The sequence below is a fragment of the Paenibacillus sp. FSL R7-0345 genome, assembly GCF_038595055.1.
Taxonomy (GTDB): domain Bacteria; phylum Bacillota; class Bacilli; order Paenibacillales; family Paenibacillaceae; genus Paenibacillus_AQ.
The window spans coordinates 1,188,243-1,212,477 of sequence record NZ_CP152002.1 but is presented as its reverse complement, the minus strand read 5'-3'; the positions used below and the strand labels follow the sequence as shown (position 1 = coordinate 1,212,477).

The 24,235-nt window shown below is 56.3% G+C and carries 20 protein-coding genes and 2 pseudogenes; 9 read left to right on the top strand and 13 right to left on the bottom strand.

What is annotated here, in order from left to right:
• Nucleotides 1-199 precede the first annotated feature (199 nt).
• The 4 genes from NST84_RS05095 (at nt 200) to glpX (ending at nt 3,863) form a co-directional block, all read left to right on the top strand.
• Nucleotides 200-1,150, top strand: a complete 951-nt coding sequence (locus NST84_RS05095) for an EamA family transporter (RefSeq protein ID WP_342564550.1) — start codon at nt 200-202, stop codon at nt 1,148-1,150.
• A 176-nt stretch (nt 1,151-1,326) separates the two neighbouring features.
• The gene (locus tag NST84_RS05090; RefSeq protein ID WP_342564549.1) at nt 1,327-1,983 is read left to right on the top strand and encodes a helix-turn-helix transcriptional regulator; all 657 of its coding nucleotides are present in this window, start codon (nt 1,327-1,329) and stop codon (nt 1,981-1,983) included.
• Between the two features lie 18 nt (nt 1,984-2,001).
• Nucleotides 2,002-2,802, top strand: a complete 801-nt coding sequence (locus NST84_RS05085) for a pyruvate, water dikinase regulatory protein (protein ID WP_342564548.1) — start codon at nt 2,002-2,004, stop codon at nt 2,800-2,802.
• A gap of 65 nt (nt 2,803-2,867) precedes the next feature.
• Nucleotides 2,868-3,863, top strand: coding sequence for a class II fructose-bisphosphatase (gene glpX / locus NST84_RS05080; protein ID WP_342564547.1), 996 nt, complete (start codon nt 2,868-2,870; stop codon nt 3,861-3,863).
• 129 nt (nt 3,864-3,992) lie between these two features.
• Here glpX and NST84_RS05075 read toward each other — a convergent pair.
• Nucleotides 3,993-4,382, bottom strand: a pseudogene (locus NST84_RS05075) (YsnF/AvaK domain-containing protein); the annotation flags it as partial.
• Between the two features lie 288 nt (nt 4,383-4,670).
• A pseudogene (locus NST84_RS05070) lies at nt 4,671-5,177 on the bottom strand (general stress protein); the annotation flags it as partial.
• Nucleotides 5,178-5,517: 340 nt separating this feature from the next.
• Between NST84_RS05070 and NST84_RS05065 the strand changes: the two are divergent.
• The 4 genes from NST84_RS05065 (at nt 5,518) to NST84_RS05050 (ending at nt 9,052) form a co-directional block, all read left to right on the top strand.
• Nucleotides 5,518-5,829, top strand: a complete 312-nt coding sequence (locus tag NST84_RS05065; protein ID WP_342564546.1) for a (2Fe-2S) ferredoxin domain-containing protein — start codon at nt 5,518-5,520, stop codon at nt 5,827-5,829.
• A 194-nt stretch (nt 5,830-6,023) separates the two neighbouring features.
• The gene (locus NST84_RS05060) at nt 6,024-6,872 is read left to right on the top strand and encodes an AraC family transcriptional regulator (protein WP_342564545.1); all 849 of its coding nucleotides are present in this window, start codon (nt 6,024-6,026) and stop codon (nt 6,870-6,872) included.
• Between the two features lie 130 nt (nt 6,873-7,002).
• Complete coding sequence (locus NST84_RS05055) at nt 7,003-7,992, top strand: aldo/keto reductase (protein WP_342564544.1); 990 nt, start codon at nt 7,003-7,005, stop codon at nt 7,990-7,992.
• Between the two features lie 151 nt (nt 7,993-8,143).
• A complete protein-coding gene (locus tag NST84_RS05050) occupies nt 8,144-9,052 on the top strand; it encodes an aldo/keto reductase (protein ID WP_342564543.1) in 909 nt (302 codons plus the stop codon).
• 486 nt (nt 9,053-9,538) lie between these two features.
• Here NST84_RS05050 and NST84_RS05045 read toward each other — a convergent pair whose 3' ends face one another.
• From NST84_RS05045 to msrA, 11 genes are all read right to left on the bottom strand, one after another.
• Nucleotides 9,539-9,832: a hypothetical protein gene (locus tag NST84_RS05045; protein ID WP_342564542.1), complete on the bottom strand. Its 294-nt coding sequence runs from the start codon at nt 9,830-9,832 to the stop codon at nt 9,539-9,541.
• An 88-nt stretch (nt 9,833-9,920) separates the two neighbouring features.
• Entirely contained in the window at nt 9,921-10,652 is a 732-nt protein-coding gene (locus NST84_RS05040) for a ZIP family metal transporter (RefSeq protein ID WP_342564541.1), read from the bottom strand.
• A gap of 59 nt (nt 10,653-10,711) precedes the next feature.
• A complete protein-coding gene (locus NST84_RS05035) occupies nt 10,712-11,287 on the bottom strand; it encodes a GNAT family N-acetyltransferase (RefSeq protein ID WP_342564540.1) in 576 nt (191 codons plus the stop codon).
• Nucleotides 11,288-11,452: 165 nt separating this feature from the next.
• Nucleotides 11,453-12,775 (bottom strand): amidohydrolase, encoded by a 1,323-nt coding sequence (locus NST84_RS05030; protein ID WP_342564539.1) that lies wholly within the window; start codon nt 12,773-12,775, stop codon nt 11,453-11,455.
• Between the two features lie 30 nt (nt 12,776-12,805).
• Nucleotides 12,806-14,071, bottom strand: coding sequence for a Zn-dependent hydrolase (locus NST84_RS05025; RefSeq protein WP_342564538.1), 1,266 nt, complete (start codon nt 14,069-14,071; stop codon nt 12,806-12,808).
• Nucleotides 14,068-15,345, bottom strand: coding sequence for an imidazolonepropionase (gene hutI, locus NST84_RS05020; protein ID WP_342564537.1), 1,278 nt, complete (start codon nt 15,343-15,345; stop codon nt 14,068-14,070). Before hutI ends, NST84_RS05025 begins: the two co-directional genes overlap by 4 nt.
• Nucleotides 15,332-17,023 (bottom strand): urocanate hydratase, encoded by a 1,692-nt coding sequence (hutU, locus tag NST84_RS05015; protein WP_342564536.1) that lies wholly within the window; start codon nt 17,021-17,023, stop codon nt 15,332-15,334. Before hutU ends, hutI begins: the two co-directional genes overlap by 14 nt.
• Before the next feature lie 46 nt (nt 17,024-17,069).
• Nucleotides 17,070-18,623, bottom strand: coding sequence for a histidine ammonia-lyase (hutH, locus tag NST84_RS05010; RefSeq protein ID WP_342564535.1), 1,554 nt, complete (start codon nt 18,621-18,623; stop codon nt 17,070-17,072).
• Between the two features lie 220 nt (nt 18,624-18,843).
• Nucleotides 18,844-20,529 (bottom strand): ATP-binding protein, encoded by a 1,686-nt coding sequence (locus NST84_RS05005; protein WP_342564534.1) that lies wholly within the window; start codon nt 20,527-20,529, stop codon nt 18,844-18,846.
• Nucleotides 20,530-20,550: 21 nt separating this feature from the next.
• Entirely contained in the window at nt 20,551-21,627 is a 1,077-nt protein-coding gene (locus NST84_RS05000; protein ID WP_342564533.1) for a cobalamin-dependent protein, read from the bottom strand.
• Between the two features lie 212 nt (nt 21,628-21,839).
• Entirely contained in the window at nt 21,840-22,835 is a 996-nt protein-coding gene (gene msrA / locus NST84_RS04995; RefSeq protein ID WP_342564532.1) for a peptide-methionine (S)-S-oxide reductase MsrA, read from the bottom strand.
• Between the two features lie 167 nt (nt 22,836-23,002).
• Here msrA and NST84_RS04990 point away from each other — a divergent pair, with 167 nt between their 5' ends.
• Nucleotides 23,003-24,232 (top strand): hypothetical protein, encoded by a 1,230-nt coding sequence (locus NST84_RS04990; RefSeq protein ID WP_342564531.1) that lies wholly within the window; start codon nt 23,003-23,005, stop codon nt 24,230-24,232.
• The last annotated feature ends 3 nt before the right edge of the window (nt 24,233-24,235 follow it).

Here is a 24,235-nt window from a genome sequence, read left to right as displayed (position 1 = left end):
TTTCCGCAGCCGTATCCTCTACGGAGACAGCGTTACTGCCCACCCATTGCCCACCGTAGCTCTTGTTGTTTTCCCTATTGTACAGCATCCCGCCCTTCATCTGTTCTGTTACTTATTAACTGTTCTGTGCCGTTGCCCTTATGATTATCCAAACTGCTTCACCAGAGTGCCACATTACAACCGCAAAGGGGAATTTTATATGATTATGCTTGCTTATTCACTCGTCTGTCTGATTTTCGGTACTACCTTTCTCGCGATCAAAATCGGTGTAGACGCCGGATTACCGCCCTTCTTCTCTGCCGGAATCCGCTTCTTTCTGGCCGGTGCCGTCCTGTTTCTCTGGATGGTCATCAAAGGCAAAGCCAGCTTCTCCCTGCTCCTGCGCAAAGAAATGCTGATTACCGGCGCCGCCCTCACCTTCGGTACCTTCTCCGCACTCTACTGGGCCGAGCAATATGTATCGTCAGGACTCGCCGCCGTGCTGTCGGCTACCGGGCCGATGATGATCCTGCTGATGCAGACCGCTTTTCTCCGCCAAAAAGCACCCTCCTACTCTCTGTACGGCTGCATCATCGGCTTCACTGGCGTACTGCTGCTCGTACTGCCAAGCCTTGTGGTGGACGTGTCCCCGCTATGGATCACCGGCTGTATTGTCGTACTAATCGGAGAATGCTGTTACGCAGCCGGAGCCATTTATTCGAAAAAAGTGATCACTGCCTTTTCCGGTGTCTCGCCCGTTGCCTTGAATGCCGCACAGATGATGTACGGAGGTGTTCTGCTGTTCATTTTGTCGCTGGCTACTGAACAATGGCATCCTGAGGTCCTGCTCTCGCTCACAACCACCGGCTCTCTGCTCTACCTGACCGTAATCGGCTCCATGGTTGGACATACCCTGTTCTACTGGCTGGTCGCCAAGACAAATCCCGTCTTCCCGTCCACCTGGCTGTACATCTCGCCGCCGATTGCCGTTGGTGTGGGTTATCTGTTCTACAATGAGGCCGTGACCTGGATTACGCTGCTTGGCGTGTTCACCATCATCGCCGGAACGGTGCTCGTGAACGCCGGTGCGCTGAAAGAGCTATTGTTTAAAAAGAAACGCCAGCCCGCCGTCCTTCCCGTTCCGCAACTCGATGCTGCTGCGCAGGAATAAAGCTATTTCCACCTGATAAATTTATTTATGACGTACTATATGTTGCATTAATGATCATTATTGCGTATTATATAAACAAGTTAAGGGATATTATTACTAATAAGACGTCTGATTGAGAGGGGGAATCGGCGACAGCACTCCTTTTCCCATAGGAGAGACCTGATAATATCCGGAAAATGGAGGGACCCGCAATCGAACTGACATCCCGGCAACTGCAAATTATTGAAATTGTAAAAAAACGAGCACCCATCTCCGGCGACCAGATCGCCGAAAGCCTGAACCTCAGCCGCCCGACGATCCGCAATGACCTGTCCATTCTGGTCATGCTGGAATACATCGACGCCAAGCCAAAGGTCGGCTATTTTCCCGGCCAGCGCTCTGTCGCACATCTGGGCAGCGGCTATCTGCTGCGTGAAACGAAGGTCAAGGATATTCAGAGTATCCCGGTAGTCATCCGTGAGACAACCACGATCCAGGATGCTGTCGTTACCCTGTTCCTGCAGGATGTCGGCACCCTGATTATCTGCGACGGGGACGGCAGGCTGGCCGGAGTCGCTTCGCGCAAGGATTTTCTGAAGGTAACGCTCGGCAATCCAGGTGCGGTATCCATGCCGATCAGCATGGTCATGACCCGGGTGCCCAAGGTAGTAACGGTATCGCCTGATGAGCCGGTGCTGGATGCTGCACATAAAATGATTTTTCACGAGGTAGACAGCTTGCCGGTAGTCGTACCGGGCGGCACGGAAGATTCTGTCCCTGGACTTGCAGTAACCGGACGGCTGACCAAAACTTCCATTGTTAAGCTGCTCCTCGATCTCGAAGCCAAAGGATAACGGGAGGACTAGAACCGCATGGAGCAATCTTCGCACTACATCACGATATGCTCGGATTCAATAGGCGATACGGCAGAAGCAGTAGTGCAGGCCGTTATTCACCAGTTCCAGAATCAGCGTGTCACGATCAGGAGATACGGCAATGTAAGGCATGAGGATGAACTCCGCAAGCTGATGGAGGAAACGGCGCAGCTGCAGGGTTTTGTCGCTTATACACTGGTGCAGCCTGAGCTGCGGGAGATGATCCGCGAGGAAGCGGTCCGGCTGGACCTGCGGATTGTGGACATTATGGGCCCGATGATGCAGGCCTTCATCGATACCTTCGATGATGCGCCGCAGGCCCGCCCCGGGCTGCTGCACCAGCTTGATGAGAACTATTTCCGGCGGATCGAGGCTATCGAGTTCACCGTTGCCTGCGATGACGGCCGTGACCTGGGCGCGATGCTGAAGGCCGATATCGTGCTGCTGGGCATGTCCCGCACCTCCAAGACACCGCTCAGCATTTTCCTGGCCCACCGCGGTAAAAAGGTTGTCAATTATCCGGTCGTACCGGAGATTGCTCCGCCGCAGCAGCTTCTGAGCCTGCCGCCGAGCCGGATTATCGGCCTGACGATGAAGCCGGAATATATGCTGAAGATCCGCTCCGAGCGCCTGAAGATGCTGGGCCTGCCTGCCGGGTCACAATACGCCAGCCTGGAGCGGATTCATGAAGAAATGGAATACGCCGCGGTGCTGTTCAAGAAGCTGGGCTGTCCAGTAATTGACATCACCGATAAGGCAATAGAGGAAACCGCCGGCATCATTATGGGCCATCTATAACCCCGAAGCCGCTGGCAGAGATAGTAGATATCAAACCTATAACCTACAAATGGAGGGAAACACATATGGAACGCGAATTGGCACTGGAGATTGTACGGGTAACGGAACTGGGCGCTTTATCCTCAGCACGCTGGATTGGCCGGGGCGACAAGAACGCGGCGGATGATGCCGCCACAACAGCCATTCGTTCCATGTTTGATTCCGTCTCCATTGACGGAACCGTCGTGATCGGCGAAGGCGAAATGGATGAGGCACCGATGCTCTATATCGGCGAGCGTGTTGGTACCAAAAACGGCCCTGCTGTAGATGTAGCCGTTGACCCGCTTGAAGGAACAGAGGTCGTAGCCTGCGGGCTGCATAACGCCCAGTCGGTTATCGCGATTGCCGACCGCGGCAGCCTGCTGCATGCGCCGGATATCTACATGGAGAAGCTGGCCTGCGGCCCCGAGCTGGCCGGCAAGCTCAGCCTGGACGATTCCGCCGAGGTTACGCTGCGCAAAGCGAGCATGATTACAGGCAAAGCGCTGTCCGAGCTGACCGTGATGGTGCTCGACCGCAAGCGCCATGAAGATCTGATCAGCACCCTGCGCCAGCTGGGCGTGCGGATCAAGCTGCTCGGCCACGGCGATGTGGCCGGAGCCATCGCTGCAGCACTGCCCGACAGCGATGTCGATCTGTACATGGGCAGCGGCGGAGCGCCGGAAGGCGTACTGGCCGCCGCTGCCCTGAAATGCCTCGGCGGCGAGCTGCAGGGCCGGCTCCTGCCGGAAGGCCCGTTCGAGCTGCAGCGCTGCCTGATGATGGGGCTCGATGATCCGGCCCGCGTGCTGTCGATGGAGGATATGGTCGGCACCGGCGATGTGATCTTTGCGGCTACCGGCGTTACCTCCGGCGAGTTTCTGAATGGTGTGCGTTTCATCGGCAAGGAGCGCGCCGAGACGCATTCGGTCATTATGCGGGCACAGAGCCGGACGATCCGCTACATCCGCAGCATTCATTTTCTGCCCGGCAAGGATATTCCGCAAGGCGCATCTGACCGGCAGAACGTTGCTTTTATGTAAGGTGTAAGCTGCCGCGAAGCCCGGAAGCTTAGCGCATACAGTTCAGCAAAAAAGGGTTTGCCCGGGGTCCAGCAGGACCCGGGCAAACCCTTTTATCAGTAATAACGAACTATCGGCCTATACCGCCGCTTAACGCGTGCGGCTGTGGTCTCTGTCTCTCAGCAGCTCGTTGCTGCCGTTGACCTTAACGTCACCGGTCTTATCGATCCGGGCTTCTTCACGTTTCACGGTATCTTTTACCTGCTCAGTGCCCTGAACCTCACGCTTGTGAATGTCCACTTCACCGGTAACGACCGTATTCTTGTGAACCTCTACCTGCTCTTCGCTGACCGGAATGCGGATGGTTTCATCGCCTCCGATTGGCGTCGCGCTGGAATCATTGTTGACCGAGCGCCGCTCGATTACAATTTCCTCATGAGATACAGGGACATTAATGGTCTTCTGATCCTCGATTATTTCCTTGCGTACACTAACTTCACCGGCCTGAACCCTGTTTTTGGACACATCCAGCTGCTCTTCACGCAGGCGGAGCTTGCGGGCCTCTTCGTCCTCCCCCTCAAAAGCAAGAGAGCTGCGGTTGTCCACATCTCCTATGCCGTCAGGTGTGCCGGAGTACAGATCAGCCTTCATCCCCGGCCGGTTGAGATCCTCCTGCGCTCTGTCAGCAGGCAGATCATGCACCGGAGCAGAATTCATCGTGTCTAACCCGGTGTCGTTCCGGCCTTCCAGACCTGATCCGTTAAACGCGGCATCCGTAACATCCGATACAGAACGATCCGCCGCCTCTCTGCGGGCTCCCGTCACATTGGTATCTTCAATATATCTTTCGGCGTTAGCTGAATTATGGTTACGGAATACGCTGTACACATCGCTGACACGCGTATCATCCGCATCGACCATGACCAGGATCCGTCCCTCGTCTACATAGTTTTCATAGCTTTCCGCTTCATCCTCCGGAATGCCGAGACCAATCAAGCCGCCTACCAGGCCGCCTGTGCCTGCTCCAATGGCTGCACCTGTCAGTGTGGCGGCGATTGGACCGGCAGCAATGATCGGACCGATTCCCGGAATAGCCAAGGCACCGATCCCTGCCAAGAGGCCGGTTACTCCGCCGAGCAGTCCGCCCGTTGCTGCACCAGAGGCCATGCCTTCCGGCGCTTTCGTACCTGTTTCTTCATTAATCGCTTCGACATCTCGTTTATTTCGCGCAATCACGGAGATGTCCTCTGTCAGAAATCCGTGACTTTTCAGATCTTCAATAGCCTGTGAAGCCTCATATTCGGTATGGAACACACCTACAATTTTCTTATTCATAACGATTCCCTCCTGATAGCTTTTTTTTATTTTTGTGGTCACTCTTTCACATTTCTTAATTAACCAAACCCTTATCTGCTAAACTGGAAATTGTACATTTTTACGTGATTCCCCAATTAAATTTTCGAAACAGAAATCTTGCTGGAAATCCTATCCTCAGACACATTCCCATCACATCTATCCCGCAAAAGTAAGGTATTATCACACATAAATTACGGCATCAGCCCATTTGTTAAGCCTTTAGGAACAATAGCTGGAACCCCGTTACACCACCGTTAAAAAAGACTATACTCCTCGTAAAGTATGTCAGTCCTTTTCACATGACGAAGGAGGGTTACCTATGAATATGCGATTAAAGATATTAAAAAAGCATCTCCTGTTCTGCTGCAGCGAGCACTGCAACAACCAGGAGGTCGAGGATGTGATGCAGGCGTTCAAGGAGCAGCTGGTCGAACAGGGCATCCATAAAACTGTGAAAATCAACAAAACAAGCTGTCTCGGGCTGTGCGGGAACGGACCGTTTGTTCTCGTCTACCCCGACGGCGTCTGGTATTACAATGTAACAACGGATGACGTTCCGCGCATTGTGGAAGGGCATCTGGTAGGCGGCGAACCGGTGGATGAGCTGGTTATGCTGAAAATGGAAGCCTGACGTTATAGCGCTGTACTGTGTCTTTTTCCGTAACATAAGGCGTTCCATGTAAAAAAGTCCCCGTCCCTCACCGTTCCCGGAAGGGCGCAGGGACTTTTTGCGCTGTCTTACGCCGCTGCAAAACTATTGTATAATGGTGAATACATACGCACTTATTATCCAAGACCACTTTACACAGGAAAAGAGGCTGAAGGATGGCCATATTTAAATATAATCCGCAGCGCCCGCTGCGCAGCAGCCCGGATCTGCATCTGCATTACTGGGGCTTCGAGCGTTGTGCTCCCGGCCATACCGTCGGTCCCGGCGTGCGCGACCTTTACAAAATCCACTTTATCCATGCAGGCACCGGCAGGGTTGCCGTCGGGGAAACCGAGCATAAGCTGCAGGCCGGACAGGCTTTTTTGACCTATCCCCATATCGTGACTTATTATGCAGCGGACAGCACGGAGCCGTGGACCTATTCCTGGGTCGCTTTTACCGGAGAAGAGATTGAATCCCTTTTGTCCCGGACCTCGCTGTCGCCCGAGCAGCCTGTATTTCCGATGGATCAGCAGCTGATGCCTGCCCTCTACGACCGGCTGACAGCAGCATCTGATTCGGCTGAGGGGCTTGACCTGCCGCTTAAAGCGATTATGTATGAGTTTTTTGCGCTTCTGCTGCGTACCGCTCCGGAGGCGAAGGACAGTGCAAGGCTCCCGCGGGCCAAAAGCTTGTATGTTGAGGAATGTCTGCATTTCCTGCATGCCCATTACTGTGAAAATATCACTGTAGAGATGATGTCGGCTTCCCTGAAGCTGGACCGCAAGTATTTGTCCGCCCTGTTCAAACGGACGGTCGGTCTGCCGCCGCAGCAGTATCTGCTGAATTTCCGCATCGCCAAAGCCTGTGAGCTGCTCGCCGAGAGCAGCTGTACTGTCGGTGAAATCGCCCGCTCCGTCGGCTACCAGGACCCGTTGCTATTTTCACGGATGTTCAAAAGAGTTAAGGGCTGTTCTCCCAAAGACTACCGCAGCCGGCATGCGAATAACGACATTGTGCTATAAATATCTTCCATGCTGACATACGCTTTTGCCTGGCGGTTCCGCTACAATAGAACATGTCCACTTCAATCGTAAACGCTTCCGCTATGAGTAATCATAAGGAACAACCATTCAAACCCTTAGGAGGATTAACATGTATATCGCCAGTCCTGAACGTTATGACCAGATGAAATATAACCGTACCGGCCGCAGCGGCCTGCTTCTGCCCGCGATCTCGCTTGGATTGTGGCACAATTTCGGCGGTAATGACCTGTTCGAGAACGGACGGGCCATGGTGCGCCGCGCCTTTGATCTGGGTATCACCCATTTCGACCTGGCCAACAACTACGGACCGCCTCCCGGCTCCGCTGAAGAGAACTTCGGACGGATTCTCCGCCAGGATCTCGCCGCTTACCGTGATGAGCTGATCATCTCCACCAAAGCCGGTTATTACATGTGGCCCGGGCCATACGGCGAATGGGGCTCCAAGAAAAACCTGGTGTCGAGCCTCGACCAGAGTCTGAAACGGCTGGGTCTTGATTATGTCGACATTTATTACCATCACCGTCCGGACCCGAATACGCCGCTGGAAGAAACCATGGCCGCTCTTGATCTCATTGTCCGCCAGGGTAAGGCGCTATATGTCGGCATTTCCAACTACCGTCCGGCCGAAGCCCGTGAAGCGGCGCAGATTCTCCGCCGTCTGGGTACGCCTTGCCTGATCCACCAGCCGAACTACTCGATGATGTCGCGCTGGATTGAGGACGAGCTGCAGGATGTGCTGGCTGAAGAAGGCATCGGCACCATCGCTTTCTCGCCGCTGTACAAAGGCATCCTGACCGACCGCTACCTGAACGGAATTTCCGCAGATTCCCGTGCAGCCGGACCAAGCGTGTTCCTCTCCGAAAAGGAGATCACCGAGGAGGTTATCGGCAAGGTACGCAAGCTGAATGACATTGCTGCAGCCCGCGGACAGAAAATGTCGCAGCTCGCCCTCTCCTGGGTACTGCGCGGCGGCAAAGTAACCTCGGCGCTGATCGGCGCAAGCAAGGTGAGCCAGATTGAGGATGCGGTAGCCTCCCTGAATGCTCCCGAGCTGAGTGCGGAAGAGCTGGAGCAGATCGAAGCTATTCTGCGGGGCTGATTGCGGGAATAACCGCAAGGATGACTGCAGAATAGGCATGATAAAGACGGCAAATGAACCTGCACGGCCGGAAGGCCGGACGGGGACATTTGCCGTCTTCTGCATCAGGGATGCTATAATGGACACATAACGTCACCGAAGGAGATGCATCATGAACAAGAACCGGTTAGGCAAATCCGACTTATATATAAGCGCTATGGGGCTGGGCTGCATGTCTCTTGGAACAGAGGAAGCGCCGGCTGTATCCATCATCCACGAAGCACTGGAGCTCGGCATCAATTTCCTTGATACAGCCGACCTGTATGATGCGGGACGCAATGAAGAAATCGTAGGCAAAGCCATACACGGCCGCCGCAGCGATGTTGTTCTGGCGACTAAGGTGGGCAACCGGCGGATTCCCGGCCGGGAAGGCTGGTCATGGGATGCGTCCAAAGCCTATATCAAATCCGCAATCCATGACAGCCTCCGCAGGCTGCAGACCGACTATATCGACCTATATCAGCTGCATGGCGGAACGATGGAAGACAATATCGGTGAGGCAATTGAGGCTTTTGAAGAGCTGAAGCAGGAGGGATTAATCCGTTATTACGGCATCTCCTCCATCCGTCCCGCTGTGGTCCGCGAATATGTAAAACACTCCAATATTGTAAGTGTGATGAGCCAATACAGCATTCTTGACCGGCGGCCGGAAGAATCCATTCTGCCGCTGCTTGAGCAGCATGGCATCAGCCTTATTGCCCGCGGACCGCTGGCGCGCGGCATCCTGACCGATAACGGCCGCTCCAGGCTGGACAAGGAGTATCTGGATTATTCGGTGCCGGAGCTGGCTGCGCTGCAGGACAAGCTGACACTGCAGGCTTCCGCTTCCCGGACCGTTACGCAGACCGCGCTGCACTACCCGCTGTCACAGCCGGCGGTTGCGGCTGTCATTCCGGGGGCGAGCAGCCTTGAGCAGCTACGGCTGAATATCGCTGCCGCCGAAGCAGCGCCGCTCACCGCTGCCGAAGCTGACGCTGTCCGCCAGGCCAGCAAGGCAAGCGTCTATGCGGCGCACCGCTAGGCTTAGTGGTGCTAGTGGTGCTAGCCTCTCCACCGTCTACTGCCAGGCTTAGACGAGTTTAGTAAGCCGGCATAACTAGCCTTTCCGGCGAACAAGCAGACCAGAGCCAACCAGTACACAAAACAGGCTATCCCTGCTGCGAAGTACAGCTACGGGATAGCCTGTTTTGTGCTTTTTTACTATACACCTGCTGATAACTGCCGGGCCTCTTCTCCAAGCTAACGGACTGAGATGCCGTTATCTGCGGCAAAACCGGCATTCTCACAAGCTAACGGACACCAGCGCTCTTATGTGCACACATTCGCCCAATAATGGCTGTTTTACAGGGAAATAAAGGCGCTACGGTCCGTTAGCCTGCAAAAGGATACCCGAATGAACAAATAGCGTCATTACAGTCCGTTAGGTTCGCGAAACGGCATTACAAGCTGAATAGCGCCCTCTTTTTAAGCTACAGCGGGTTAATCCGGCAACGTTTCTGAACACTTGCTACGATTTTTTCCGCAAACGGAGAATCCAGAACACCAGCGACACCAGAAACACCAGTCCCGTAATCGCCCAGGTCAGCAAAAAAGCCATCCCCAATCCGATGTTCGCGTCCGCAGCCTCCCTGAGACTTTCCTGCACCAGCAGGATTGCAAGCGGAGTGCCGCTGGCTATCAGCAACACCAGTACACTATAGCGCGTAAAAGACGTGCGTTTGGGCAACGCGTAATAGACACTGAGATATGAAAGGATTAATAGAACAAAAGATAACGAAGCTTGCTGTATAAGTCTGTCCATCCTGTCCACTCCCTATCTTAAGCCTTCGAATGCGTACAGTATATCGGCTCTGCGGGCCTGATGCAAATGTGGGCGCTCTCCCGCCCCGTCAGCTGAAAAATTGCGTTATATACACCATCGCCAGCAGCCCGAATATAAACGAATAGGTCGAAGGCCGCTCATAGCCATGGCCGTGGCTCTCCGGAATCAGTTCCTTGTAGACGATAAACAGCATCGCACCTGCGGCAAAAGCCAGCCCGTAACCTACCGTATGCTGCAGTGAGCTTGCTGCGAAATAGCCGACAACCGCCGATACCATCTCCATCAGTCCGGTCAGTGTGGCGACTCCAAGCGCCTTCCACCGGGTAAATTTGGAGTTCATCATGAAGACAGCAAGAATCAGTCCTTCAGGCATATTCTGTGCCCCGATCGCAATCGCCACCATAGGGCCGAGACTGGCCTCCTCGCTGGCATAGCTGAAGCCTGTGCTCAGCCCTTCGGGAATGTTATGGATAAACAGCGCAATCATGACGAGCAGTGCCTTGGAATCCATATTGGCAAAGCCGGGTTTGTTTTCGACATCGATATGCGGAATATTTTTCTCAATCAGATCCAGCAGCAGCACACCGGTGATCAGCCCGAGCGTCAGAGCGATAATCCCCGATTCTTCAATCGCCTGCGGCATCAGGCCGAAGGTCGAAGCAGACACCATAATGCCCGCGGTAAAAGCGACTAAGATATCCTTCCAGCGCTCGGACAATTTCCGCACGAACAGTATGGGTACCGCACCAAGCACCGTTGCCATTGCTGATAAAAAGCTGCCTAGCAGCGCAGTCTCCAAATTATTTCCTCCTCTTGTCAGAACAGAATTTCATTGACCCCATTTATGCGGCGGGCAGCTTAGTTTATGACCGGGCGGGCTTTTTGGTGCCTATCCCGATCCTGCTCCTGCTCTTCCTCCTGCTGTCCGGACCCCAGCTCCAGTGTCATAAGGTCTTCATCCAGATACCGCCCGTCCAGCTTTACCGCCTTACGCTCAGTGCCGTAGCAAGTGAAGCCGAGGGCAGCATACAGCCGCTTCGCCGGCTGGTTGTCCGAAAATACGGTAAGATTCACCGTCACAAGCCCCGGCATTTGCCCGGCATGCGTAATCAGCTCCCTCATCAGGGAATGCCCCAGCTTCCGCCTGCGCGCAGCGGGACTCACATACATCGCGAACACACTGCCCTTATGGCGAAGCTTTTCCCTGCTCTCCCGGATAAAAGTAACCACGCCGGCCAGCTCCCCCTGCTCTGTATACCCGCCCAGGGTAAACCTGTCCTCCGCAGGCTCCAGCCTGCTGCGGGTAACCTCCAGCGGCAGCTCCTTCTCTTCTTCATAGGAGCTTAGAAAGGCCTCCGGGTGAAGCTGCAAGGCCTGCAGCCGCAAGGCCCGGTAGGGTTCCGCATCGGCCGGATTCAGCATTCTTATGTACATAACAGCTCCTTCTTCCGCCCGGGGCGGACAACTGATCTAGATAGATTATAGCCGCAGACCGTAACTTTTGAAACGGGGAAGCCGGCAGGGCAGCGGCTCTGCGGCTCCTGCCGGATCGCCGCTCTACCCTGTTAACAACAAGAGTGAGTCTGTGTAGTAAGCATTTCACCCTGATCTGCCCCATTTGTCGAACAGCTCATCCACCCGTCTGCCTATAGCAGCTTCCGGTACCGTCAGCAGTTTACCACCGTCAAACACAACCCTGCCGCCCACAACCACTGAAGAGACCGCCCCCGGCTGCATGGCATAGACCATATTGGCAAACAGCTCCTGCCGCGGGGCAAGGGACAGATCATGGAGATCAAGGGCCACAAAGTCCGCATACTGTCCGGTTTCCAGGGAGCCGGCCGGCAGCCGCAGCATTTCCCCGGCGCGTGAGGTTCCCATCTCGTAAACCTGGGCAGCAGTAATGCAGGTACCGTCCAGCCGGCTGACCTTCTGCAGCAGCGAGCACATGCGCATTTCCTCAAACACGCTGATCCGGTTGTTGCTGCAGCCCCCGTCTGTACCGAGCGCCACCTTGACACCGGCCTTCAGCAGATCAGGGATGCGGGTCACGCCGTCCGCCAGAAACATATTGCTGGACGGACAATAGGCGAGCGAGCCTTTTCTCCGGCCGATCAGCTCAATCTCGGAGTCGTCCAGCCAGACCAGATGAACAGCGATTATCCTCTCATCAAGTACACCAAGTGAATCCAGATAATGTACTGGCCGAAGCCCGTAGGTCTGCAGCGTCTCCTCAACCTCGAACATTTCCTCGGCAACATGGATATGAAACGGTGTATCCAGCTCCCGGGCCAGCCGGTGCCCGGCCCGGATCATTTCCGGGGAAGCCGCATGCGGGCTGTGCGGAGCCGGATGAACCGTAACCAGCGGATTGCCCTGGTATTTAACCGCCAGCCGTCTCGTCCGCTCCACCGCTTCAGGTACCGTTTCGCGGTAGGCTGCGGGAGCCCCGGCCCAATCATACATCGTCCGCGCGAACACCAGGCGGATGCCCAGATCACCCGCAGCCCGGATGACAGCTTCATCATGCGAAGTTCCGCCGCCGTGTACATAAAAGAAATCACAAACTGTCGTCACTCCATAGCGCAGCATTTCACCAAAGGCCAGCAGCGCTCCGGTATAAACCGCCTCCTCATCCAGGAGCGGTGAATAGCGGTACAGCGCCTGATCCCGCCATTCCAGAAAAGGCTTATCTATGGCTATCCCGCGCAGCAGGCTTTGAAAGGAGTGGTTATGGGCATTGATTGTACCGGGAACGATCGCCTTGCCATCCCAGCGGATGTGCCGGATATCCGGATACCGCCGCTGCAGCACCTCCCGGCTGCCTATCTCTGCTATTAGGCCATTCTCGGCCAGCACAGCGAGGTCTGGCCGGAACTGGTTCTGCGTGTATACCATATCCGCCGAATATAATGTCCGCAAGCAGCTTCACCCCTGCCCTATCTATTGGTTTCATTCTATATCCAGCGCCAGAATAGACTGCAGCAGCACATTACCGGCCTGTTCAATATCCGCTATCCGGCTTTCTTCTTCGGGACAGTGGCTTTTTCCCCCGAGGCTGGGTACAAACAGCATGCCGCTGCGGGTCAAAGACGCCATGTGCGCGGCATCATGACCGGCCATGCTGCCCAGCGCATAGGTCTTAATGCCAAGCCTGCCGGCCTGGGCGGCAAACAGCCGGATCAGCAGCGGGGCCATCGGCTGGGCCGGCTGATCCAGGATAAGCCGCCGGTCCAGCTGCAGCCCTCTGCTCTCTGCAATAGATACAGCCTGCCGGCCCCAGGCCTCCATGACCCAGTCCTTCTGCTCCTGCTGTGCTGCTCTGACTTCCAGATGAAAAACCGTCTGTCCCGGGATGATGTTCGCGGCGTTCGGCTCATTGCTGATCCGGCCGACAGTGCCTACCACTTCATCCGCCGGATGCTCGCGGCAGAGCTGCTCAAAGGCCAGCATGATTTCCGACGCGCCCATCAGCGCATCCCTCCGGTCCGCCATGAGGGTGGTACCGGCATGATTGGCCTCTCCTGAGACGGTAACCTCCTCCCGGTAAATCCCGGTTATAGCAGTCACGATTCCGACCGGGACAGCCCGGGACAGCAGCCGTTTGCCTTGCTCGATATGAACCTCAAGGAAGGCTGCCAGCTCCTCCGGACTGCGCCGGGCCCGTTCAAAACGCCCGGGATTTCCGCCGGCCAGCCGCAGCGCATCAGTCAGCAGCTGTCCCTGCCCGTTGCTTACCCCTGTAAGATCGTCCCGGCTGAGCTTGCCGCTGACTGCGCGGCTGCCGAAGGTGGACAGCCCGAAGGGGTTCGGCTCTTCAGCGCTGAAGGACACAAGCTCCAGCGGATGCCGGGTAACAATGTTGTTATCCGCCAGTACCTGCATAACCTCCAGCGCCAGCAGTACACCAAGCGCACCGTCATATTTGCCTCCGTTAGGCACCGTATCGATGTGGGAACCAAAGACAATAACAGGCAGCGTATCTTCCGCCCCGCTCCGCCGGCCCCAGATATTGGCCGCCTCATCCACCCTTACCTCCAGCTGCAGCCCGAACAGCTGCTCCTCCAGCCATCCGCGGGCTGCCAGCTCAGCCGCAGTAAAGGTCGTCCGGTCCAGGCCTCCCGTAGCTTCATTCAGTCCGAACCGGGCCAGCGCTTCGATATTTTTTTGCAGCCTGACCGCATTGATCCGCAGTTTATGTCCGTGCTGCCCGCTCATGCCGTCACCCTCTTTCCGTCACGGATGACAATCCTGCCTTTTTTCAGCACCGTATCCGTCAGATTCACCGCGTAGTGGTATTGCAGGTATTGATAGTTTGGCGCGTCAAAGATGACCAGATCGGCCTGCTTGCCGGCCTCAATACTGCCGATATCCGCAGCACGGTCAATCGCATGAGCGGCATTAAGGGTACAGGCCGTCAGGACCTCGGCGGGGGACATCTTCATCGTTAAACAGGCCAGATTCATAATAAAAGGCAGCGATTCCGTCGGCGAGGAGCCCGGATTGCGGTCGGTTGACAAGGCGACCGGTACCCCGGCGTCAATCATCGAACGCGCATCGGCCGGCGGCACCATCAGAAAAAAGGCGGTACCCGGCAGCAGCACGGCGATCACCCCCCGCAAGGCCATCCGGCGGATGCCTTCCGGTGAAGCATGCAGCAGATGATCGGCGGAGACAGCACCCAGCTCAGCGGCCAGCTCAGCCCCTCCCCCGGGTACGAGCTCGTCAGCATGAAGCTTCGGCTTCAGCCCCCAGCGTTTGCCCGCCTGCAGAATTTCCCGGGACTGCTCCACGGTGAATACCCCTTCCTCGCAGAACACATCGCAGTATTCCGCCAGCCCCGACCGGGCGACCGCCGGAATCATTTCCTCTATTACCGTCCGGACAAAAGCGTCCGTGTTACCCTTATACTCCGGCGGTACAGCATGCGCTCCCATAAAGGTGGATACCAGTTCTACCGGATGCACCGCATTCAGCTTTTGCACAACCCTCAGCTGCTTGAGCTCATCGTCCAGCCGCAGCCCGTAGCCGCTCTTTGCCTCAACAGTCGTTACCCCGTGGGCCAGAAACCGGTCCAGCCGCCGCCCCGCTTCAGCGATCAGCTGCTCCTCACCAGCTTCACGGGTCCGCTCTGTAGTAGAGAGGATTCCGCCTCCGGCCTGGAGGATATCCAGATATTTGGCTCCCTGAAGCCGCAGGCCAAGCTCGAATTCCCGGGAGCCGGCAAACACCAGATGAGTATGCGGATCAATGAGGCCCGGAGTGACCGTCTTCCCGGCAGCAGACAGCACCGTAACCGGCTTGCCCCCGGCGTGCTGATCCACATAACGTTTGGCCTCTTCGCTACTCCCCACGAACACAAACTTCCCGTCCTCAATGACTATGCCGCCGTCCCCAATCAGGCCAAGATCTGACATCTCCCTGCGGGTCTTCGGCTTCATTCCGGCGCCGCCCAGCGTAGCAATCTGCGCGGCGCCATCAATGTGGATCATTCCGCAGCTCCTCCCTCTGGTCCAGCATCGGCATTTGGATGCCATGAGCCCGGGCGGTTTCGGCAGCCAACGGATAGCCGGCATCTGCATGCCGGACCACCCCCATGCCGGGGTCTGCTGTCAGCACCCGCTCAAGCCGGGCCTCCGCCTCCTTCGTACCGTCTGCAACCACAACCATTCCGGCATGCTGCGAATAGCCCATCCCCACTCCGCCCCCGTGGTGAAGCGACACCCAGCCGGCTCCTGCGGCTGTGTTGACCAGCGCATTCAGCAGCGGCCAGTCGGAGACGGCGTCGCTGCCGTCCAGCATGCGCTCCGTCTCCCGGTTAGGCGAGGCCACGGAGCCGGCGTCCAGATGATCCCGGCCGATGACCACCGGAGCGGACAGCTCCCCGGAAGCAACCATATCGTTGAGGATTTTGCCGAACGCGGCCCGCTCGCCGTAGCCGAGCCAGCAGATCCGGGCCGGCAGGCCCTGGAAGGCGATTTTCTCCCCGGCCAGACGAATCCAGCGCTGCAGGCCCTCATTCCCGGGGAAAGCCCGGATAATCGCAGCATCCGTTTTATAGATATCCTCCGGATCACCCGACAAGGCAACCCAGCGGAACGGCCCTTTCCCTTCGCAGAACTGCGGGCGGATATAAGCAGGCACAAAACCGGGAAAATCAAAGGCCCGGCCGACGCCCTGATCATACGCAGCCTGCCGGATATTATTACCGTAATCGAAGGTCACAGCCCCTTTGTGCCGCAGCACAAGCATCGCCTCAACATGCCGGGCAATACTGTCCCGGGCCAAAGCAGTGTACGCCTGGGGGTCGCTGCTGCGCAGCTGACGGCCTGTTTCAGCCGTGAAGCCGGCCGGCACATAGCCGTTCAATGGATCATGGGCGGAGGTCTGGTCGGTCAGGACATGAGGCACAAAGCCGCCTGCTGCTAGTTGCGGCAGCAGCTCCGCCGCATTGCCGAGCAGGCCGATAGAGAGCGGACGGCCCGCGCTGCGGGCTGCTTCCGCCATGGCCAGCGCTTCTTCCAGCGTACCGGCCTGAACATCGCAGTACCCGGATGATATCCGCTTCGCGATTCGTGTCCGGTCCACCTCGATGCCGATGAACACTCCGCCGTTCATGGTCACTGCAAGCGGCTGGGCGCCGCCCATGCCCCCCAGGCCGCTGCTAAGCGTAATCGTTCCTTTCAGGGTACCGCCGAAATGCTGTCTGGCACATTCGGCAAAGGTCTCATACGTGCCCTGAACAATGCCCTGAGTACCGATATAGATCCAGCTGCCGGCGGTCATCTGCCCGTACATCATCAGGCCCTTGCGGTCCAGCTCATGGAAGCTCTCCCAGGTTGCCCATGCCGGAACCAGATTGGAATTCGCCAGCAGAACGCGGGGGGCATCCTGGTGGGTGCGGAATACAGCCACCGGCTTGCCGGACTGGATCAGCAGGGTCTCGTCGTTCTCCAGTGTCTTCAGTGTCCGGACAATCACATCATAAGCTTCCCAGCTGCGGGCCGCTTTGCCGATGCCGCCGTAGACAACCAGCTGCTGCGGATGCTCTGCCACTTCAGGATCGAGATTGTTCATCAGCATCCGCAGCGCAGCTTCCTGTGTCCAGCCTTTGGTATTCAGCTTGCTCCCTCTCGGAGCGCGGCAGATTCTCTCCTCGTTACGGCTCATATGACTGCTTTCCCTCCGTTTCTTAATCCTTCCGGCGCCCCCGGCTTCACTCCGCGCAGGAGCCAAAAGTTACCCGGGCAAACAATCTGTCCAGTACGCCCGGCTGCTTCATCCACTCTGCAACAGCTGCAAAATCTCCGGAAAGCACCCGGTCTTCCGTCAACGGGGCCGCCAGCTCACGGCAGCGGTCATACAGCCACTTCGTTCCCCTGCCCAGCTGCTGCGGACCGCGGAACTCTGCGGCCTGCGCCGCGCACAGCAGCTCAACCGCCAGCACGCCATATGCATTATCGACGATTTGCCGCGCTTTGCGGGCGGCGATGGTGCCCATGCTGACATGGTCCTCCTGATTGCCGGAGGACGGTATGGAGTCCACGCTGGCCGGATGGGCGTGTGACTTGTTCTCCGATACAAGAGCGGCAGCTGTATACTGGGCGATCATGAAGCCGGACTGCAGTCCGCCGTTTTCAGTCAAAAACGGCGGCAATCCTTCATTCAGCTGCGGATTCACCAGCCGCTCGATCCTCCGCTCGGCAATGCTGGCCAGCTCTGCCGCACAGACAGCCAGATGGTCCATCGGCAGCGCAACCGGCTGGCCGTGGAAATTCCCGCCGGAGATGACCCGCTCATCATCAGCGAAGATAAGCGGATTATCCGTGGCCGAGTTCATCTCGGTGGTCAGCCTCCCGGCGATATATGCCAGCGCATCGCGGCTCGCCCCGTGCACCTGAGGTGCGCAGCGCAGCGAATAGGCATCCTGCACCCGCCGCTCCCCCTGATTAGTCATCAGGGTACTGCCTGCGGTCATGTGCCGGATGTTGCCTGCTGACTGCTGCTGGCCTTTATGCGGCCGGACAGCATGGGCCGCCGGATCAAAGGCGTCCCGCACCGCCAGCAGCGCTTCACAGGTCAGCGCTGCCGTGCAGTCCGCCCAGTCCGCCAGACGCATGGCATCCCAGCAGGCCAGGACGCCAACCGCCGTCATGACCTGTGTGCCATTGATCAGGGCCAGCCCTTCCTTCGCCTCAAGGACAATCGGCGCAAGTCCGGCCTGCACCAGCGCCTCTGCCCCCGGCAGGCGGATGCCCTGATAATCCGCTTCGCCTTCGCCGATCAGAACCAGCGCCATATGCGACAGCGGGGCCAGGTCGCCGCTGGCGCCAAGCGAGCCCTTTTCCGGGATCACCGGTACGACTCCCCGGTTCAGCATGGCGGCCATCAGCGAGATCACCTCCAGGCGGATGCCGGAATAGCCAAGGGACAGGGCATTAATCCGCAGCAGCAGGATAGCCCGGACCGTTTCCTCCGGAAGCGGCGCTCCGATTCCGCAGCTGTGACTGCGGATCAGATTAAGCTGCAGCTGCTGCGTATCGTCAGGGGAGATGTACGTATCGCTGAACTTGCCAAAGCCTGTAGTCAGGCCATATACCACTTTTTTCTCCAGCAGCAGCCTCTCCACATATTTGCGGGTCCGCTCCACCTTCCGGCAGCTCTCCTCCCCCAGCTCCACCGGATGGTGATAACGTGCTACCTTAACCACTTCCTCCAGTGTCAGCGAATGGCCGCGGACAATTACTGCAGTACTATTTTTTCCCGGCATGGGCTTCACCTGCTTCTGCGTAATAGAAAAAGCCCATACCTAGCAAAAGGTACCGGCTTCAATATTACTGATTACTGATAAGTGCAGTCTGATTTCGTCGCCGTTTCTGGCCATGATGCTGCCATATTTAATAGTATGCCTCTGCCGCCCATATATGATTGTGTCCAGCAAAAAGAGCAGAAGTCCCGGCAACCGGTACCTTCTGCTCTCTGCAGCCGTTCTACAGCAGCTTATCCAGCTCCCGGCAAGCTTCATCATATGCCGGCTCCAGCTTCGGCAGCAGCTGAACAGTATGATCGTACTCCCCGGCTCTGGCATGGCGCTCCACCCCGGCGCACAGATGGGCGAAATACTGCGCTCCAATGCTCAGGCTGCCTGATTTCAGGCTGTGGGCTGCTGCCGCTATTTCCGGCAGGTCCTGCCTGGCTGCAGCTTCCTTCAGGGCAGCCAGGCGCTGCGGAGTATCCTTCTTGAAAATCGCAACCAGCATGCGCAGCAGCTCAGGCTCGTCTTCCCCGTCCATCTCCCGGATGCCGGACAGCGTGTCCTCCTGCAGGATAGGAATGTACGGCTCCGTGCTGTACCATTTCACCAGCAGCCTGCCCAGTGTCTGCAGGCTCAGCGGCTTGACCGTCCAGTCATCAAGTCCTGCCTGGATGAATTGCGAGCGGCTCTCCTCACCTTCCTCCCCGGTCACGCCGATGATCGGAACCCGCGGCCTTGCCATGGAGGATTCCAGCTGGCGGATGGAGCGGACCGCCTCCTGGCCGTTCATGACCGGAAGCCTGCTATCCATCAGAATAAGTCCATATTCCTGCTGCTGCCAGGCTTCCACAGCCTCCTGGCCGTTACCGACCAGATGGATGTTGGTTACACCCAGCTTCTGCAGCTGCCGCAGCAGCACGGTGCTGTTCAGTCCGTTGTCCTCGGCAACCAGCACCGGCAGCGTGCTGAATCTGCTCTCCGGCAAGCCCGGCCCGCTGGCCGGCTTCGTTTCCGGAAGACTGGCCCGCTTGTCCAGCGTAAGCTCAAAACGGAATACCGAGCCCGTTCCGGGCATACTTTCGGCCGAAATCGTCCCGCCCATCAGCTCCACCATGGACTTGCAGATGGACAAACCGAGCCCGGTTCCCTCAGCAGACAACTCTGCATCACGGCTTACCTGTGAATACGGGCGGAACAGGGATGCCTGATCTTCAGGCGATATGCCAATCCCCTCATCCCGGACTTCAAAGCGCAGACGCTGGCTGGCTTCATCCCCGGCGGCCAGACTCACTGTAACCTCAACTTTCCCGTTCTGTGTAAACTTCACCGCATTGCCCAGCAGATTAATGAGCACCTGCAAAATCTTGGGTGAGTCTCCTTCCAGCTGATCCGCAACCCCGTTCAGAATCCGGTAGGTTAGGCTATTTTCACGCTTTGCCGATGCAGGTGAGAGCAGCCTTAACGCATGCTCAATCAGCTCCTGTATGCGGAAGGGTACTCTGTTGATTTCCATTTTTCCGGCTTCAATTTTGGAGAAATCGAGCAAATTGCGGATCATCTGCAGCAAATATTGTGCTGATTCACGAATTACCTGCAGTTGATTCTGCTGTTCTTCCGTACCGGCTTCTGTCTCAAGCAGCTCGGTTATGCCCAAGATCCCGTTCATCGGTGTCCGGATTTCATGGCTAACGGTTGCCAGAAACAGGCTTTTTGCCCTGCTCGCAGTTTCCGCTTCCTCTTTCAGCGCTTTAAGCTCGGCATTATTCTTGGCAAGTAGCCGGTGCATCGTAATCAGTTCATTGTTCATGGCAGAAAACTCGGACAAAGCCTGTTCTTCCCGGTGTTTGCCTGCAATTAACTGTTCTGAAAGATTCTCGATCGTTACTCTCAGAACGCTGATTTCCTGTTCTCTGCCGGTCATTGTAGTATCCCGCCTTCTGTATCAGTTCTCCCGGCACCGGGTATCCGGAACAAGCTGTGCCGCAACCTCAAGCGCAGTCCCGGCATCGGGGGCGTACCCGTCTGCGCCAACCTTTTTCCATAAATCTCCGTCTATATTAAACGGCATTCCGCCGACTATAATTTTCAGCCCGTCCAGCTCCCTAATACTGCGGATCTTCTCTATCAGCCGGGCTACCTCTGACACATGAAAGGTCATTGTAACCGAAACGGCCAGCAGATCGGCAGGCTGCTCCATCAGATAGCGGATCAGGCTTTCCACAGGCATGTTTGAGCCTAAATAGAAGGTATTCCAGTCCTCCATTTCAAAAAAATCAGTCAGCATCCGCAGGCCGATTTCATGCAGCTCTTCTCCCACACCGGTTGCCACCAGCCTTTTGCGGCCGCTCTGCGTCTGAAGCCAGCGGGGGTAGAGCTGGGAGATAATACTCTGGGTGCATGCTGTACAAAAATGCTCCTGGGCTATTGTAATTTGTCCAAGCTGCCACAGCCGCCCGATTTCATACTGGCTCTGCTGGAAGATGTGCAGATAAATATCCTGGACAGGTATGCTGTCATCGTATAATTTCATTATGAATTCTGCAGCCTGACGCCGCTGCCCCTCCAGCAGCAGCCCGAGGTACTGCTCCGCTTCCCGGAAATACGGCCTGTCCGGCTGCAAAAACGAAGGTACACTTTCCTCACCGCGCATATGATACATGCCCATATCCAGGTAGCTCAGGATCAGCTCTCGATCCGGCGGCTTCACCTTTGTGCTGATGGCATCCTTCATCAATTCCAGATTGATCCGCAGATCCTCAGCCGTAATTTTATACTGCATGAGCAGTACTTTAAGCCAGATAATATAATTAATGAACAAAAGCGGACTTTCCAGCGACACGCTTTGTGCAAGGTACCGCAAATGATATAGGGAGTCCTGTCTGGTTCGTGCAATCCCGGAAGGACCAAAGCGCTGCCTTAAATCAGGCTGACGTTCGTATTGACGCAAAGTAACGTCTTCTGCAAGCTGCTCGGCTATCATTTTAAGGCGTTCTCCTGCATTTTGCTGATTAGTATACATTGGGTCACTCCTTCAGTATACGCACAAAAATAATGCTTATCTCCTATTATACCCTATTTCACAAGTCTACCGGAAAAGTCGCAATATTTGTCATATTTTAACCAATGCCTACAGTTTGCCTGGATCAAAAAGAAACCTGGTCCTATATAAGCGGCCAGGTTTCCTGATATTTTGCCTGTGCCGTCGTCAGACGGCTTCCTTTTAGCTGCTGATTATTCACGGCCGGCATTGCCTGCCGCAAACAATGTCTTGTAACGCTCCAGCCCGTTCACTGCAAGCTCTTGCAGAGGGACAAGACGCAGCGCTGCCGAATTGACCCGGTAGTGAAGCTTCGAGGGCTCCGGGCCGTCATACAGCAGCTGTCCAAGATATGCTCCGCTTAACCTGCTCCGCAGCACAGTCCGCGCTGTCCCGCCGCTTAAGTCTGCCTCACGGCGGATCAGCCCCGGCTCAAGCGGTGCAGTGAAGGACGGCCAGCCGGTGCCGGAATCGAATTTGTCCAGTGAGCTAAACAGCGGATCACCATTCAGCACATCGGTATAGATGCCATCACGGTGTTCATCCCAATATGCATTGTCATACGCCGGCTCTGTACCCTTGTTCCGGACAACTTCGTATTGCAGAGCTGTCAGCCGGGAACGCAGCTGATCCTCATCTTTGTGTCTTTGCCAGTGCCGCTGCAGAAAATCATCCCGGCCCGAGCCTTTGAGATACAGCTTGTAATCCAGCGGATGCGACTTATAGTAATCCTGATGCTCCGCTTCAGCCGGATAGAACGCTGCCGCCGGCAGAATCTCCGTTACAACCGGTCCCTTGAATCTTTTTTCTGCCTGAAGTGCAGCCTTGGAAGCCTCCGCCTCCGCCTGCTGCTCCGCACTGTGCACAAAGATAGCCGTCTTGTAGGAATGCCCGCGGTCCATAAACTGGCCGCCGCGGTCTGTCGGATCAATCAGCTGCCAATAAAGATCCAAGAGCCGCCGGTAAGGAAACAGCCCCGGGTCAAAGGTAATCTGTACCGCTTCTATATGCCCCGTCGTCTCCGTTCCGACCTCGGTATAAGTCGGGTTCTCTGTATGCCCGCCGGTATAGCCTGACACCACAGAAACAATCCCCGGCAGCTCGTCAAACGGCTTGACCATACACCAGAAGCAGCCGCCGGCGAAGGTGGCGAGCTCCAGCCGCTGCCCTGCTTGCTGTAATTCATTCATCCGGCCTGCCTCCCCAGTTGTTCAAAAATTAATATATGAACCCATTATAGCTGAATCTCTTTTTTGCCCCAAATGGACAGTACTTTAGGCTCGGCTGGTTTGCTTTACCCTGAGACCTGTATAATGGAGCAAACTGAAATGTATCGGGATGGAAGCAGGGATCAGAGATGGATTCAGGAAAAAATACAGATAATATAATACTCTGCACTGACCGGAATAACAGGCCCGGCTGGAGACCTGTCATTGCTATAGCCGGTGCAGACAGATACATGGATTATGATCTGCTGTTGTCTCTGATGGAGTGTTGCGATGTCATTGTGCTGGCTGGGAACAGAGCTTATAGCAGAAACGTGTACAAAGATCAGACAGATCTGCTCCCGCATATGCAGAGGCGGCAATGTGACCTGTTCTCCTTGCAGTCTGCCACTAGAGCGCTGCAAGGCGCAGACTATGCTATTTATCTGGCTCATTCTGTTATGTCGCAGGCCCGGCTGACACAGGCAAGCCTTGCCGACATGAGCGCCATACAAGCGGATATATTTGCCCGGTCAGCCTGCACAAACGGAATCAGGCACATTGTCTGCCTGAACGGACTTGACTCCGGGGATCTCCGTCACAAGCAGCACGCCAGCTCTCTGGCCAGCATGCTGGCGACGGAGCGGATTCTCAGCTCTTACGGGGTGCCTGTTACAACGATACCTACCAGACTCCCTGCCAGCTCCGCCGGAACGCACCCGGTTCCGGCGGAGCTGGCAAACGCAGGCAGGATGCTGCTTGCTGCGGTCGAGGCCGGCACCCGGCCTGACAGGCAGCCCGGCGCGCCGGACAAGCCGCCGGCCGGCCATACACACAAGCCGGCCCCGGACGTCCGCTCTATCCAGCGCGTAGTTCTGCCCGGAAATACGGATGCCGGCTGGACCGCCCGCTATTATCTTGAATGGCTGGGCAGTCTCCTGAAGCCGCTGATCCGTATTGATAATAACGATGACAACCTGCATCGTATCTGTCTGCGGGGCAGCCGCTGTGCAATCCTGGAATTGACTTATCTGTCGGAGCGGAGCAGCGCTGCAAGCACTGTCTACCGGATTTCCGGCGGTGTACTCACGAAGCAAATTTTCGCCTCTGAAAGCAGGCTGGAATTTCTGCAGCTCCCCGGCAGCCGCGAATGCATCATTGCGATTCATGACTACCTGCCTTCCCTGCCGTGGTATCTCTATAAGTACACGCAAGCCGGGGTTCATTTGCTTGTAATGGCTGCGTTCCGCAGGCATTTACGGCGAATGAACAGCCACCCTGACGACCTGCAAAAAGTGTTTGCTATGGGCATGCTCCAGGGCATTACGAAGACATGGGACAAGCTGGTAGAGTACCTTGAGACCATTAAAAAGATCAGGTAGCAG

What these genes read in the sequence shown, in the direction of transcription:
- NST84_RS05050 (WP_342564543.1), top strand. Translation starts at nt 8,144, where the DNA reads ATGAACAAGAACCGGTTAGGCAAATCCGACTTATATATAAGCGCTATG.
- NST84_RS05065 (WP_342564546.1), top strand. Translation starts at nt 5,518, where the DNA reads ATGAATATGCGATTAAAGATATTAAAAAAGCATCTCCTGTTCTGCTGC.
- NST84_RS05055 (WP_342564544.1), top strand. Translation starts at nt 7,003, where the DNA reads ATGTATATCGCCAGTCCTGAACGTTATGACCAGATGAAATATAACCGT.
- hutU (WP_342564536.1), bottom strand. Translation starts at nt 17,023, where the DNA reads ATGAGCCGTAACGAGGAGAGAATCTGCCGCGCTCCGAGAGGGAGCAAG.
- NST84_RS05045 (WP_342564542.1), bottom strand. Translation starts at nt 9,832, where the DNA reads ATGGACAGACTTATACAGCAAGCTTCGTTATCTTTTGTTCTATTAATC.
- hutH (WP_342564535.1), bottom strand. Translation starts at nt 18,623, where the DNA reads ATGCCGGGAAAAAATAGTACTGCAGTAATTGTCCGCGGCCATTCGCTG.
- NST84_RS05005 (WP_342564534.1), bottom strand. Translation starts at nt 20,529, where the DNA reads ATGACCGGCAGAGAACAGGAAATCAGCGTTCTGAGAGTAACGATCGAG.
- NST84_RS05035 (WP_342564540.1), bottom strand. Translation starts at nt 11,287, where the DNA reads ATGTACATAAGAATGCTGAATCCGGCCGATGCGGAACCCTACCGGGCC.
- NST84_RS05095 (WP_342564550.1), top strand. Translation starts at nt 200, where the DNA reads ATGATTATGCTTGCTTATTCACTCGTCTGTCTGATTTTCGGTACTACC.
- NST84_RS04990 (WP_342564531.1), top strand. Translation starts at nt 23,003, where the DNA reads ATGGATTCAGGAAAAAATACAGATAATATAATACTCTGCACTGACCGG.
- NST84_RS05085 (WP_342564548.1), top strand. Translation starts at nt 2,002, where the DNA reads ATGGAGCAATCTTCGCACTACATCACGATATGCTCGGATTCAATAGGC.
- NST84_RS05000 (WP_342564533.1), bottom strand. Translation starts at nt 21,627, where the DNA reads ATGTATACTAATCAGCAAAATGCAGGAGAACGCCTTAAAATGATAGCC.
- NST84_RS05060 (WP_342564545.1), top strand. Translation starts at nt 6,024, where the DNA reads ATGGCCATATTTAAATATAATCCGCAGCGCCCGCTGCGCAGCAGCCCG.
- NST84_RS05090 (WP_342564549.1), top strand. Translation starts at nt 1,327, where the DNA reads ATGGAGGGACCCGCAATCGAACTGACATCCCGGCAACTGCAAATTATT.
- glpX (WP_342564547.1), top strand. Translation starts at nt 2,868, where the DNA reads ATGGAACGCGAATTGGCACTGGAGATTGTACGGGTAACGGAACTGGGC.
- hutI (WP_342564537.1), bottom strand. Translation starts at nt 15,345, where the DNA reads ATGATCCACATTGATGGCGCCGCGCAGATTGCTACGCTGGGCGGCGCC.
- NST84_RS05025 (WP_342564538.1), bottom strand. Translation starts at nt 14,071, where the DNA reads ATGAGCGGGCAGCACGGACATAAACTGCGGATCAATGCGGTCAGGCTG.
- msrA (WP_342564532.1), bottom strand. Translation starts at nt 22,835, where the DNA reads ATGAATGAATTACAGCAAGCAGGGCAGCGGCTGGAGCTCGCCACCTTC.